Annotated in this window: 13 protein-coding genes, 1 pseudogene and 1 riboswitch; of the genes and pseudogenes, 1 reads left to right on the forward strand and 13 read right to left on the reverse strand. The window is 40.8% G+C overall.

Translation table 11 applies throughout. From position 1 onward, the window contains the following. The first annotated feature begins 106 nt into the window (after positions 1-106). Positions 107-2791, forward strand: a complete 2685-nt coding sequence (locus PAND9192_RS05975; RefSeq protein ID WP_087852987.1) for an ExeM/NucH family extracellular endonuclease — start codon at positions 107-109, stop codon at positions 2789-2791. Between the two features lie 58 nt (positions 2792-2849). Here PAND9192_RS05975 and thiE read toward each other — a convergent pair whose 3' ends face one another. The 13 genes and pseudogenes from thiE to bet form a co-directional block, all read right to left on the reverse strand. After that, positions 2850-3503: a thiamine phosphate synthase gene (gene thiE, locus PAND9192_RS05980; RefSeq protein WP_087852988.1), complete on the reverse strand. Its 654-nt coding sequence runs from the start codon at positions 3501-3503 to the stop codon at positions 2850-2852. Then, a complete protein-coding gene (thiM, locus tag PAND9192_RS05985; protein ID WP_087852989.1) occupies positions 3500-4333 on the reverse strand; it encodes a hydroxyethylthiazole kinase in 834 nt (277 codons plus the stop codon). Before thiM ends, thiE begins: the two co-directional genes overlap by 4 nt. Beyond that, on the reverse strand, positions 4326-5003 hold the full coding sequence (tenA, locus tag PAND9192_RS05990; RefSeq protein WP_087852990.1) for a thiaminase II: 678 nt from the start codon (positions 5001-5003) through the stop codon (positions 4326-4328). Before tenA ends, thiM begins: the two co-directional genes overlap by 8 nt. 11 nt (positions 5004-5014) lie before the next feature. Next, the gene (locus PAND9192_RS05995) at positions 5015-5977 is read right to left on the reverse strand and encodes an ABC transporter substrate-binding protein (RefSeq protein ID WP_370738378.1); all 963 of its coding nucleotides are present in this window, start codon (positions 5975-5977) and stop codon (positions 5015-5017) included. A 56-nt stretch (positions 5978-6033) separates the two neighbouring features. Beyond that, positions 6034-6759: pseudogene (locus tag PAND9192_RS06000) on the reverse strand (ABC transporter permease); the annotation flags it as partial. Between the two features lie 70 nt (positions 6760-6829). Further along, positions 6830-7603, reverse strand: a complete 774-nt coding sequence (locus PAND9192_RS06005; protein WP_087852992.1) for an ABC transporter ATP-binding protein — start codon at positions 7601-7603, stop codon at positions 6830-6832. Further along, on the reverse strand, positions 7593-8438 hold the full coding sequence (thiD, locus tag PAND9192_RS06010; protein ID WP_087852993.1) for a bifunctional hydroxymethylpyrimidine kinase/phosphomethylpyrimidine kinase: 846 nt from the start codon (positions 8436-8438) through the stop codon (positions 7593-7595). Before thiD ends, PAND9192_RS06005 begins: the two co-directional genes overlap by 11 nt. Before the next feature lie 108 nt (positions 8439-8546). After that, positions 8547-8647, reverse strand: a riboswitch (TPP riboswitch). Between the two features lie 154 nt (positions 8648-8801). Continuing rightward, a complete protein-coding gene (locus PAND9192_RS06015; protein ID WP_087852994.1) occupies positions 8802-10094 on the reverse strand; it encodes a site-specific integrase in 1293 nt (430 codons plus the stop codon). A 2-nt stretch (positions 10095-10096) separates the two neighbouring features. Next, on the reverse strand, positions 10097-10327 hold the full coding sequence (xisR, locus tag PAND9192_RS06020; RefSeq protein ID WP_087852995.1) for an excisionase family protein: 231 nt from the start codon (positions 10325-10327) through the stop codon (positions 10097-10099). Between the two features lie 154 nt (positions 10328-10481). Next, positions 10482-10715: a hypothetical protein gene (locus tag PAND9192_RS06025; RefSeq protein WP_087852996.1), complete on the reverse strand. Its 234-nt coding sequence runs from the start codon at positions 10713-10715 to the stop codon at positions 10482-10484. 89 nt (positions 10716-10804) lie between these two features. Further along, positions 10805-11692 (reverse strand): DMT family transporter, encoded by an 888-nt coding sequence (locus PAND9192_RS06030; RefSeq protein WP_200817782.1) that lies wholly within the window; start codon positions 11690-11692, stop codon positions 10805-10807. Positions 11693-12182: 490 nt separating this feature from the next. Next, on the reverse strand, positions 12183-13814 hold the full coding sequence (locus PAND9192_RS06035; RefSeq protein ID WP_087852997.1) for a lambda-exonuclease family protein: 1632 nt from the start codon (positions 13812-13814) through the stop codon (positions 12183-12185). Continuing rightward, positions 13814-14632, reverse strand: coding sequence for a phage recombination protein Bet (gene bet, locus PAND9192_RS06040; protein ID WP_087852998.1), 819 nt, complete (start codon positions 14630-14632; stop codon positions 13814-13816). Before bet ends, PAND9192_RS06035 begins: the two co-directional genes overlap by 1 nt. Between the last annotated feature and the right edge of the window lie 6 nt (positions 14633-14638).

Raw genomic sequence — 14638 nt, forward strand, 5'->3', positions numbered from 1 at the left:
GTTAATTAAATTAATGTTCAAACACTATGTGCAGTGTTAATAATCCAACAATCAAAAAATTATATTAATGCGCATCGATATTTCTAATTTTAACGGATTAAATAAAATGAAAAATAACACTTTCTCATTATTAGCTATAGCAGTAAGTGCCGCTTTTAGTTCAGCAGCTTGTGCAGATATTAATAATATTGTTATTTCAGACTCAATAGAAGATCCTTCACATAATAAAGCGATAGCAATATCAGCTATAAAATCAGTATCGGTTACACCATGTCGTGATGCTAAGGAAATAAGCCGTAAACTTATTGGTGAAGTTCAGGGAGATTCTTATCGATCACCACTTATTGCTGATGGTAAATATACTAGTGATGAAGAATACCTTGTAACGGGTGTTGTTAGTGCGGTTACAACAGAGTTAGAGAAAGGTTTTTACCTATTTGACGATGATGGTATCACTACTACATCAAATGGCATCTTTGTTGAGACTGATAAACCGTTAGACGCAACTCTTATCGGTCAAGAAATCTGTGTGCGTGGTTTTATCGCAGAAGATTATGGTATGACCAAAGTGGTGGCTACAGATGGGTTATGGGAAGTCGTTAATGCTAATGCCGGAAAACCTGCAGCAATAGATTTAGTTAAAATACCGGAAGATGGCAATAGTTTTCAAGCAACATTAGAACGCCATGAAGGAATGTTAGTACGCTTGCCTGCTGATATTGTGCCTGAGCAGAAAGATGATCAAACAATGCGTATTTCTCGTACGTTCAGTTTTGATTACAGCGGTTATCGTAATAATTTAGTCTTAGCATTTGAACGACTAAATTTCCAACCTAACCAACATTATGTTGCTGGCAGTAAGGAAGCGAAACAGCAAGCTGAATACAATAACGATCGCCGCCTTTATGTTGAAACCGATAGCAAAGCTGCTAATGGCGTGATCCCTTATTATCCTGATTTTGGCATTGATCCTCAGAATAATCCGCTACGCATTAACGATGCTATTGTGGGTTTAGAAGGGGTATTAAGTTACTCATATAATAATTTTCGTTTAATTACGCAAAATACAATCACAGCTGAAAACATTATTAAGCATCAACCTCGCCAGCCGACACCGACAGTGAATGATAAAACTGAACATCATAGTTTTGATATACGTGTAGCGACGTTAAATGTATTGAATTACTTTAATTCACCGTTCGGTGGTGATGCCAACCCACAGCAATCAAATCGTGGTGCTGATTCGCAAGCTGAATTTGAACGTCAACAAGCGAAAATTGTTGCGGCTATTCATGGTTTAGATGCTGATATTCTTGGGCTAATGGAAATAGAAAATAACGGCTATGGTAGCGCTGGTGCTATTTCAAGTTTAGTTAATAATGTTAATTTAAAATATAATCGTGAAGATTCAGGTGATCATGCTAAAGATGATCATATTGATAATCGCTATGCCTTTATTGGTATTGATGCTAACGGTGATACCGTCATTGATAAATTAGATACCTTTGGTGGTGATGCGATCACCTCAGGTATGTTGTACCGTCCTGCACGAGTATCGTTAGAAAAAGTAAAACAAGTATTAATGCCATCACAACAAGCGCCAGTGGTTGCGGATAAAAATGGTGATGCTGTAGTTGACAGCAAAGGTAAAGTGCGTGAAAACGGCAAAAATTATCAACGCGATATGTTGGCTGCATCGTTTATTATTAATAATACCGGTAAGCGTTTAACCATTGGTGTTAATCACCTTAAATCAAAAGGTTCTACATGTTGGGAAGATTGGCAAGGCTGGGAAACGTGGAGTAATTTCGATCCAGCGACAGGCAAAGTTAAAGATCCTGATTTCCAAGGCTCTTGTGAAAAATTCCGAGTTGCGGCAGCTGATGAAATTGGTAAGCAAATGGAAAAATGGGGCGGAGATCGCGTTATTGTTGGTGATTTAAACTCCTATGCTCATGAAGATGCTTTGCTGGTTTTAACAAATAATCCAACCGCTAAAACACTTAAAGCAGCACGTGATACCTTTATCGGTGAACAACCTCAGTTTGGTGCTGAAGGTGGAGTGATCAGCCGCAGTTATGGTTATATCAATGCGGTAGAAATGATGAGTAAAGCTAAGCCATACGCGGGTTATAGCTATTCATACAATGATGAAATTGGCGCGCTTGATCATATTTTGGTCAGTCCTTCACTCAAAGATCGTGTTTTAGATGCAACGGATTGGCATATCAACGCTGCTGAATCGACGTTATTTGATTATAACCAAGAGCATAAAGGCGACAATGTTGATCTATTATACAGTGCGGATGCCTACCGCTCATCGGATCATGATCCTGCTATTTTGGCGTTAGCATACCGTTATAATCAAGTCGGTGAAGTACCGCTGCAAATGTTACTTGATGGTAGCCACTTATCAGTGCCATATATATTGCCAGCAACGGCACAGGCAGGGGATATTGCGACGATTGCAATTTCACCAACCCCTGAAAATATAGCGCAAATTACTTTACCTAAGGTCGAGTTACAGCAAAGCGGTGCACAAACGATTATGTTTGATGTTAATGGCTTAAAAGCGGGTAAATATACCTTCACCTTGTCATTAATCGGTTCCACAACGAGCAAAGCGGTGGCTGATAACGCGACACAGCAACTAGAGGTGAATGTAAAACATCGTGATGGTGTTAAGGCTGATGATGATATTACTCCGCCAAATGATAACGCTGGCGGTACATTAGGAATATTGAGTTTGTTATCACTGTTAGGCTTAAGTCTGTTTAGACGCAAACACTAAAACGAAATTAATACCGTCAAATGGGCTGATATTTTCAGCCCATTTTTTATAAACGCGATTAGTTATTGTTAAGTAAAGATCTGATAGTCATCGCTGCTTGGCGTGGATCATCAGCGTGACTTATTGCTGAAACAATTGCGATTCCATCAGCACCTGCTGCGATAACGTCAGTTAAATTGGAGTGGTTAATGCCACCAATCGCCACCATCGGAAATGGACAAATCGCTGCCGCACGCTGTAAACCTGCTAGTCCCCAATGGGTCACCAAATTAGTTTTAGTCGCAGTGGCAAAAATGGCGCTAAGCCCAATGTAATCAATCGGCAGACAGGCACAATCGGCGAGTTGCTGCTCAGTTTCAATCGATAGTCCTATTAGTTTATCTTTTCCTAACAGTTGTCGAGCTGTAACAACTGGCATATCTGTTTGACCTAAATGAACTCCATCAGCATCCACCGCCAGCGCCACATCAACCCGATCATTGATGATCAACGGAATATGACGACCAGTTGCCGTATAAGCGTGTTGTAAAATCGCTTTTACGGTTTGAGCGCGTTTAATAAAAGCCCGCACATCACCGTGTTTTTCACGAATTTGCACCATGGTTACGCCACCCGCGACGGCTTCTCGTACTACATGTTCAAGGGTGGTTAGACTTTGCTGATCGTCAGTCACTAAATACAATAAATAAGGATTGTGATTGCTGGTTATCATGACGCTACCACTGCTATATTGAGTCGCTGTTGAATTTGCTCGGCACTGATTTGATATAAACCATCAATAATATTGAGCTGCAAAGTGGCAGGCCCTGTTGATTGCTCGGCGGCGATTTCACCGACAATGGCATAGATTGCAGTCGCTGCTAGCCCTGATGTTTCTCCAATTGCGGCAAATGCGCCCGTTAATGCGGTTAATGAACAGCCCATGCCAGTGACATAAGGCATCATGTGGTGACCATTGCGAAGGCGGATAGTCTGTGACGCTGTCACTACATAATCAACGTCACCTGAGATAACCACATTAGCTTGGTATTGTGCGACTAATGCTTGTGCGGCGACGAATGCGGTATCGCTGCTATCAAGTGCATCAACGCCTTTGGTTTGGCTGGTTTCACCTGCAAGGGCAATGATTTCAGATGCATTACCACGAATGATTAAATTATTGGCTTTCGCTGCTAGAGTGCGGGCAGTGTGGGTGCGTAATACACTTGCGCCACAGCCAACGGGATCTAATACAATCGGTTTGTTATTGGCATTGGCTTGTTCAACAGCAAATAGCATCCGCTGAATCCATTCGTTATCAAGGGTGCCAATATTGATCACTAATGAGCCTGCAATGTGCATCATTTCCGCCATTTCTTGACGTGAATGTGCCATAATCGGTGACGCGCCAATGGCTAATAAAGCGTTAGCAGTATTGTTCATCACTACATAATTGGTGATATTAACCACTAATGGTTTTTGTGCTCTTACTTGTGCCAGTGCTGCAATAATATTCGCGGTCAAAGTGGCTGAGTTAAAGATGGGCTGTGATGGATTATGCATTGTTGACAGCTCCTGCATTAAGACCTTGTTGCCAGAACGCTATTTCCATTTCGGTTGCGACTTTAAAGGTTTGAACAAGTTGCTGACCACGTTGGCTGTGCAGTGGAATTTCTGCAAGGAGGTTATTAAGGTATACCGTCGCTGTGGCTACACCTTGTTGGTACTCTTTACCGCTATATAACGCGATCCAGCTATGGTAGGGATTATTGTCAAACACGGTTGTTGTACCATTAGCCAGTAAGTTGCCAATTTCCGCATAGCCAATCGCACATGGCGCAAGGGCGACATATAAATCAATGATATCCCCTTGCATACCTGCATCCAATACATAACGAGTGTAAGCCACTGTGGCAACATCTTCTGGCTCTTGTTCCATATCTTGTTCGGTTAAATGCCAAGCGCCACAGTAATCAATATGGTGGGCAATTTCATGATCCAATAAAGCCGCTACACTTGGTAGCGCGCGACGCATATCGGCTAAAGTGCGCGCTTTATAAATCGCTAACGCATAAGCGCGGGCATATTGTTTGAGAAACAAAAAATCTTGCTTTAAATAATGCATAAAACAATGCTGTGGTAGTGTGCCTTGACCCAGTTGGATCACAAAAGGGTGCTGGGTATAAGTGGTCCACTGAGGTTGGCAAGCATCAATTAAATCTTGGTATGTCATGTGATCTCTCCTTAGAAGCTGCCAATATAAGTTTTGGCTTGCGGTAGTTGGGTTATAACGTGGTGTTTAAATAGAAATTGGGCGTAATCATCGTAGCGTTTAAAATCGACAGCCGCAGGACGCAAAGCAAACCGCGTTAAAGTGTCGTTCCATGCGTTATGGTTAAGCTTGTTATTCAAGGTATCGGGTGCGTATTGAATAAACTGTTGCCATGCAGCTTGAGGGTGATTGATGATATAGGTGGTTGCTTGAGTAATAGCAGCATTAAAAGCGGTGATCGCTTGGCGGTTATAATGCTTACTGTTGGCGACAAAGATCAATTCATCATAACTAGGAATGCCGTTCTCTTCTGGAAAAAACGAGGTGGTAGGGTAGCCTTCTAGCGCTAATTGATTGGTTTCAAAATTACGTAATCCGCCCCAAATCGCATCAACTTTACCTGAGGCTAATGACGATGATAGTGCCCAACCGACATTGACGATATTGACATCCGTTAGCTTGACACCGTGATTCGCTAGCATGGTGCCAATGGTGGCGTCTTCATTGCCAGCGACGGCAATACCAATTGTCTTTCCTTTCAGTTGCGATAAATCAGTGATGCCACTTTTCTTTAATACCATTAATGTATTAAGCGGTGTCGCAATCAGAGTTGCCGTTTTCATTAACGGTAAACCAGCAGCAACATCAATGGTTAAATTAGGTTGATAAGTAACGGCAAGATCGATTTTATTAGCGGCAACTAATTTCGGTGGTAATGATGGATCGGCAGGTTGCTGAATATCAACTTCGATGCCATGCTGCTTAAAATAACCACGCTCTTGAGCAATAATAATCGGGCCATGATTGGGGTTTACAAACCAATCAAGCATCAGACTTATCTTGGTGAGTTTTTGAGGTTGTGGGCTTGCTTCAGCGCTGATAGAGAGGCCAAATAGTAGCAACATTATGGTCGTTATTAAAAAAATACGTTTCACAATCAATCCTTTAAATATTAAGTATCAAAATAAGGGCGTTATATTTACCTGTGTTGTTATGGCTGCCACGGGATCAGGCGCTTTAATAATCTGTCCGTGATGAAATAGAGTGATATTGATAACAGCGATAAAATAAATAGCGCGGCAAACATTTCATCTATCATCATGCGGGCATTGGCTTGCAGCATTAAATAGCCTAAACCTTTGCTCGCGCCGACCCATTCGCCAGCGACTGCGCCAATTGGTGCGATAACCACCGCGACGCGAATACCGGAAGCTAATGCCGGTAGTGCAGCAGGAAAGCGAATATATTTAAGTTGCTGCCATTTGGTCGCGCCCATGGTGGCAGATAATTCGAGGTAACTGGTGGGGGTATTGCGTAAGCCGTCATAACAGCAAGTCGTGACGGGGAAAAAGATAATTAACGCAGCCATTACCACTTTGGAGCCAATGCCATAGCCTAGCCACAGCATTAATACTGGAGCTATAGCAAACACAGGGATGGCTTGGCTGGCGATTAATAACGGTAATAACCATCGCTTAACGGGCTTAAACAGCAGCATTTGTAAGGCAAAACATAACCCTAATGATAAACCGAGAACTAGCCCTAAAATGATCTCTTGGCTAGTCACCCAGGTGTTACTTAGCAGAACGTCATAGCGTGTTATTAATCGCTGCGCGACATCAAGCGGTGGCGGTAGAATAAAGCTTGGTAAATCAAACACCGTCACGATCAGTTGCCACAATCCAATTAGCACACTAATGCTAATCAGTAATCGTATCGGTGTTGCAAGTTCTCGCTGTGGCTGCTGTTGTTGACACGGCGATTGGGTAGCGATTAAACGGGTAATATCAGTCATGATCGTGCGCCAATAGGTCAAAAATACGTTGCTGGTGGCTGGCTGATTCAGCATCAAAGCGCCGTGGTGGTAATGATGTTGGTAACGATAACGCCGTTGCAAAAGCGGGCTCGCCTTGCAACATATACAGCCGATCACTTAATCGAATTGCTTCTTGAGGATCGTGGGTTATCAGCACCACGGTTTTATGCTTGAGTAATTTCACAAACAGATCTTGCAAGCGATAACGGGTGACGGCATCCAAGGCTGAAAATGGCTCATCCATTAATACAATTGGTTGGTCTTGTAATAGTGTTCTCGCAAGGGCTACTCGTTGGCGCATACCGCCTGATAATTGTTGCGGCAATAACTGATGTTTATCTGCTAAACCAACCTGTTCTAATAATGTCATTGCCCGTTGTTTTAAATTCGCTGTTGAACTGTGATTGTGATGGCCGAACTTACTGCTAACACAAACATTGTCTAATACCGTTAACCAAGGCAATAACAAATCTTGTTGCGCCATATAAGCGACTCGCCCAGCTAAAGGTTGATTATCTGAAATATTGAGCTGGCCGTGCCATTGAGTGCGCTCGTTGAGTAGTCCAGCCAAAAACTTGATCAGGGTGCTTTTGCCACAGCCACTTTTGCCCACCAAGCAAGTCCATTTATTAGCGGCAATGGTTAAATTCAGATCCTTAATTACCGCGTTATTTTGCTGGTCATTTTTCGTTGAGTGATAGCGTAAACTGCCATTAGTAATAGTTATTTCCAGATCAGCGCACATGATGATGACCTGCAAAGAAGTGATTCACGGGACCATGTCCATGACCAATATTGAGTTCATCGGCGGCGGTTATAGCAGCGGTAATATAGCGTTTAGCCAAGGACGTTGCCGTTGTAAGATCGTTACCTTGGGCGAGATAAGACGCGATAGCTGCAGATAGGGTGCAACCTGTACCATGAGTATTGTGAGTGTTAATGCGAGGGGTAGTGAGCTCGATAACATCAGTAGCGAGAATGAGTAAATCAGTGCTATCACGACTTTGTTCTAAATGACCACCTTTGAGTAACACCGCATGAGGATTAATGTTTCGCAATGCGCTGATCATTGCTTGCATATCAGCCATGGATTGCGGAATGTCTAAACCCGTTAATGCCGCCGCTTCTGGCAAGTTAGGGGTAATAATATCAGCCAGTGGTAGCAATGCAGTTTTGAGAGTAGTGATAGCCTGTTGTTGTAATAGCACATCACCGCTGGTGGCTACCATTACTGGATCAATGACTAAAAACTTCGGTTGGTAATGACGAATTTTAGCCGTAACCAGCCGAATAATATCACTGTCTGCAAGCATGCCAATCTTAACGGCTTGAATATTTAAATCGCTGAATACGGCGTCCAGCTGCTGTTCGACCATCTCAAGAGGAATAGGTAATATGCCGTTTACGCCTTGCGTATTTTGCGCCGTAATCGCCGTAATAACCGAGCAAGCATAACTGCCTGTTGCTGAAATAGCTTTAATGTCAGCCTGAATTCCTGCACCGCCGCCACTGTCTGATCCTGCAATGGTTAATACAATAGGTGTTGTTGTGGTGCGCTGTGACGATGAAGTGTGTGACATACATAATTCCTCACGCGCTAGCATTAGGAACAAGTATCAAGCGAATTGAAGTGTAAACTGCGATAAGAGTATGCAGTTATGGCTCGCTTGGATCTATTAACAGCAGGGTGCCGTTGATAGTTAGTTCCCTCCGCCAGTGCTAACTGGTTCAGGTTCAACGGGTCCCACCATGATGGTGATCTCAGCTTAACGCCCCCCGACTAATGGCAATTATCCTAATCCAGAATAATTGGGTTGTCACTATATTTTTATTAACAAATAACAACTTACAAATGTTATGCGAGATTGTTAATAAATGACATATTAATTTGGTGAATATTTAATCGTTGTGATGGAGTGTGGTTTTTTATGTATCAACGACCGTCATTTTTTCAAATGGGGCATAGATGGGACATAGATGGGACACGACTGTTTTAATGCCTGCTCCATTTTTGCTATTTCTGATTCATTTCCACTCGGCATCCAAGTAGCATAAACTTTCAATACCATTGTCATATCTTTGTGCCCCATTTGAGATGCAATAAATGCGGGATTAACCCCTTGACTTAGCATCCAACAAGCATAGGTATGGCGTGTTTGGTAGGGATTACGAGATCGTATACCTGAGCGTTTAATACTGTCGTGCCATAACCGATTAATAGCAACATTACCGATATAGCCACAGTTAACACTTTTTCCATGTTTCGATAAGCCAGTGATAAATACCCACGTGCATTTATCAATACGTTTTTTACCTTTTTGACGTAATGCAATATCGATATCATTACTTGGATAAAGAAAAGAAATGGCCTTTTGTCGTTGAAGGGCGGCAATGGCAGGAGATAACAAGTTAACAGTTCTTTCACCGGCACGAGTTTTGGGAACTTTAAATCGATTTTGATTGGTTAGGTTCCGTTTGACCGTTATGGTTTTATTTTTTAAATCGATATCCTCCCATGCAAGTGAGCAGAGTTCACCATGCCGTAGTCCTGTATAAACAGCAATGGTCCATAGATTAGCTGCTTGATCACTGATGGATTGATGCGATATCAGTCGTTCAAATTCCTCCCTTTCTAATGGTTCAGGTGAATCTCTATCAACGGTTAAATGACCAACATTATCAAAAGGATTAGTTTTAATAAAACCAGAGCGCATAGCAAATGAAAAAAACTCATTACAAACGGTAACATAAGTATTAACCGTGTTAGCGCTGCGACCTTGTTTATTGGTTCTATTAGTATAGGCTGTCATTCCATGCAATAAGTCTCGTCGCATTGTTAATGCATCTTCATGTGTAATATTGAGTATTGCTCTATCTTTGCCTAATAGGTTGGCGCAAATATGAAGTGCATTGCGTGATTTTTTTAATGTTTCAGGAGTGTAATCGGTTTCTTTTATGATTAACCAGCGCTGCATTAAATCGTTTAATAATGTAAATGATCCGCTATTATTAGTATTTCCAAATCGAAGTGCTCTTTTGGAGTTAGGAAATCGTAAGTAATAATCAAATTCACCCGTTGATATTTCAGAAACAATTACAGCCCGTAACCTACCAGCTTTTTTTATATTGCTGGATGTTACCAGCCATCCTTTTAACGTTTCTCGACAGCGTGTTTCTTTATATATAAACCAAATGCGAAGAGAATTTCCTCTGATTTCTACACCTTCTGGGTACATAATTAAGAAACTCTCTTGTTATTATCAAAAAAACGGTCAATTTCAATTCTGTTATACATAAGTTTAGCAGTAGTACCGTTTGCTCCTTTTGGGCTCGCATGTTTAAAATGAATGCCTTCTTGCCATGCATACATTCTATATTCTTTTATGCGTCGTTCAGTTAAGCCTGTAATTGCTTCGATAAGTACATTACTAACCCATTTATTAGGCTCTACCTGATAAATATTCATCATAATTGGTCGTTACCTTTTATCTGTTCTATCAATCGCTGTTTACCAGCATCGTTGTACCAAAATGTTTCTATTTGTTTACGGCAATTGGTGGCTTGGTCTAATCGCCACTCGCCGTATTGTTGTGTTTTTAAACCGAGTTTGTTTGCTGTTCTCCCTATTTTTGTGCACTACAATTAAGCTCTTGAGCGATATTAGTCGCAGAATAATGATGTGAAGTGGGTACTAGTAAGTTCCAACCATTAGAGATAAGGGCATTGATTGAATTTTCACTAAGCTGACAATGGTTGAGTAAAGAAAGAGCTACATCTAGTGCGCAGCCTTGGCAATAACATTCAAATGTTGTGAAAGCTATTGCTGGTCGTTTTTGGCAGTGAGTACAATTTGGCATAGAACTATTCCAAGGTAGGGCTGATGATAGTTTATGCTACGGATATGAGGAGGGAAGGGACTGTATTGGTGATGTTCTATCTTGAATCTCTATAGATTTACTTTACTTTTTTGTAAGCTTCCACGACCAATAAGTACAGCTAAAATACCAGTCAGGACAAATATAGATGCAATAATCAGTCGTGTATTAATTGGTTCTGAAACAAACAAAACACCTCCAATTGCAGCTATAACCGGAACTGATAATTGGACAACGCCAGCCTCAGTTTCTGATAATCCCTTTAATGCCATATACCAAATGGTGTAACCTAACGCTGAAGCAAATGCACCTGAAGATACTGCTAATACCACACCACGAAATGAAAGATTTACCATTGGAAAAGTAAATAGCATTAAACATAAAACTAAAGGTATCGTGACCTTAAAGTTAAACGCAGTATCCTTCATGGGATTATCTGAACCACGACCAATCAATGTGTATACACCCCATGCTATACCTGATAATCCCATTAAAAGAAAACCAGAGATACTTGGTGTAGTCAGTGTTGGGTAGACTAGATAAACAAGACCGAAAAAAGAAATAATAAGGCCTAACCATTCTGATATATGTAATTTATTTCCTTTGGTAATACTAGTAAATATTAGCGTAAGTTGAACGGCACCAAATAGAATAAGTGCTCCCGTTCCTGTATCCAATGATATATATGCAAATGAAAATGTAATGGCGTAAATAAATAACATTGCTCCAGGTTTCCAATTACGACTTTGTCTATCAGAGCGACTTGTTACTGGTTTAGTCTTGAAACTAAATATAAGGATAAATAATAAGGCGCCAGATAAAAGACGGATAATGGTAAAGCTTGATGCATCTATCGCATTATCTTTTAACGCTATTCTACATAAAATAGAATTTGCTGCGAATGCTATCAGTGCAATAATTGTATAACTAATGGTTTGGACCTTATTATGTAATCCCATTAATAATCAACGCCTTATTTTTGTATTTTAAGTTAATGTAAATTTATTGGCCTATAGCTTTCTCAAAAATTATACATATTATATTAAATAATAAAAATTCAATAAGTTATACCTTATGCTAATAACGTGTCAGGGGCTGATGTTTTTATTCTGTAAAGATATAGTGAATTACAAACAGCTGCGTGGTTTTTTTTTAGATAAGCAATAAGTTTCGATGTGGATTTTATTTGTTTTAAGGGTTTTGTATATCAAAGTAATGTTACAAGTCCATAATAGTTGTTTTTATAGAATATTTTAATGGTACATTTCATTTAAAAAATATAAAACGTGATTTAATTCACGTTTTACGCACAAAAAATTGCAAATGTGTATTGAATCATTATGCACTTGAAGTAGTGTAAGTAAGCTTTCCGAACCGTGGGTTTAAGTTTGCCTTCGTAGTACGGTTAAATGGATTTACAAGGATGTGGAAAGCCACTTAATCAAGAGTTTATATTTGGACGTTGATATTAGTGATATTGCGGATGGCATTGTCATAACCTGACCAATTATCAACACCAGCATTTTCGAGTGCTGTTAAAATGGCATCTCGTTTTCGAAGATAATTCGCTTCTTTAGCTGTCATTTGAATCATAGGTACTGCTTTGATTTCTGATGTTCCTATATGTTGAGCAAGCGATACTGATTCTAGTGCTACTTTGCCTTTATTGAGCGCATTACTAATAACATCACTTTGCTTACTTTCTTCGTTAGTTGGTGCTATTTCCTGTTGGGCTTCAATCTTCGCTTGTGCTTTAGCCTCTGCTTCTATCTGCATTTGTTGGCGTTCTTGTTCTAATCGAATATCTTCTGCAGCTTTGTGGTCAGTAATTCGAGTTTTAACAAGTGCACTAAAATCGTCGGTATCTTTGAAGCAAATTGCCGCCCAGTCATTAAATAAGAATTGGTATTCAGCATATGTCGATAGGATGGCGTAGTTTTCCTTTGCTTTGTTAGCTAAAAGGTCGGCTTCCACTAGAGCTTGTGCGATTGCAGTATCTGCCGCTTCTTCCAGTGATTGAACTGTCTTTTTACCTTTCATCGCATTAAGCACTGATACTGTAGGTGCTAGCATTGGCGCTTTAATTTCTAACGATAATGTATTGAGATGTTGCTGAATTTTAGCGTTGGCATCATTAAGAATATTTTTGCGGATCTCATCTTTACGATTTTTCACTTGTTTATCTGCAGCTAATCGCGCTTGGCGAATCTGTTCACTGATAAACTTCAATTCTTTAGTAAAGCTATCAATGCTATCTACCTCACCAAGTACTTGTTCTGAGATTGCCTTAAGCTTATCTTCTGCCGCTTTGAATACTTTGACGAGCTGTTCAGCATCAGCAAACTCTTGGTCGGTTTCAATGGGGAGTTTTGATTTTTCAATCAGTGCCATGGTCGCTTGTTTGAATACATCAAAATTACTGTTAAGCGTTAAACCATCCATTTTATAAGTTAAAGCGGGTAGGTCACGGATAGGCTCGGCTTCAAGAATAATGACTTCTTCTTTTTGCTCATAATTAGCTAAGTCCTTTTGGAATTGCAGCCAACCGGCAATGAGTTGTTCGCGGCGCTCTGGTAATGAAACATACTCACAAGAAGCAAAGAGTTTTTCTGTACCGTCACTACAAACAAAGATGGCTTTCTCTGCACCAGAGACTAGAAGTTGTTGTTCTAATTGCCAGTAATAGTGCGGTTCTAAGTGACCATCAAGCACATGGGCAAATAAGTTTTGGTTATAGAGTTTGTGCTCAAAGACAATGTCTTCAAGCAGGGTGATACCGTCAAAACTTGCAAGCATCCAATCATATTCATCACTGATTGCTGTTGCTGGGAATAACTCTTCACCAATGAGTTTTTCTACGAGTGGACGAGCTGCATCTTCTGCTGCATGACCACGAGCAAATATCTTTTCTTGAAAGCTATTCACTTCTGGTCGTTCACCTGTCGCTTTTTGTTTAAGTAGGGCATCACGACTTTGATATTTTGATGCCCCCATCATTATTGGTGCTTCACTGGCAGTAAATTTAGTGGCTCGTAATTCGTGCCATGGTTGAGTTCCTTGGACAACATTTGTTATACGCATTAGATTTCCTCCGCTTCACAATTGATGAGTGCTTGTTTTTGAGGTTCAGTTAACACACCTTTACTTTCAATCATGGCGATCAACTGTTCAGCCGTTTTCTTACCGGACTGAATGACGGATGACCACTTGGTGTAATTAAGTTCAAACTGATCGACAGGGTAGTGTTTGATGGCTGGTTGTTGTGGGGTGACATCTTTTTCTGATGGTACAAACTCTTTGCCTTCCATTTCTTCAGCGGTCGGAGCTTGTCCAATATCAGGCCATGCTTTACGTAATGCTTGAGCCTCTGCACATTTGGCCAACTGTGCATAAGGACGCTTTTTCCACATAGCGTTTGGTGCTTGGGCATTACGTCCTGAGGTTGCATAGTTTTCTAACCAATATTCTTTTGCGCTGAAAGCGACAATTCGATCACCAATAAGTTTATGGACGGTATATTTGCACCATTCAGGAAATGTATATTGGTTACCATCTAAATCGGCTGTTAATGTAGGACCAAACTCTGGTTCATCAGCGCCAGCATAAGTACCACTTCGGTCAGCTTGAATACGATATAAACCAATACCAGGCATAACAACATCACGCCATGTTGAATTACCCGAAGAAGCATCTTTAACGCTCATTGGAACAAGGTGAACGGGTTTAAGTAAAATATCTAAATGACGTGATAAGCAGTAATCCACGGCCATTAATATTGATTCGTCACGCGCACCCGGGAATACGCTATTTTGTAGGGCTCCCCACGTTGATTGATCTATACCGCGTTGCGCGACAGCAGGGTATTGTTGCTCAAAAGGAATAGTTGGTTGAGTGGTCATTGGTCG

Origin of the sequence: Photobacterium andalusiense, from assembly GCF_900185625.1 — a bacterium.
Classification (GTDB): domain Bacteria; phylum Pseudomonadota; class Gammaproteobacteria; order Enterobacterales; family Vibrionaceae; genus Photobacterium; species Photobacterium aquimaris.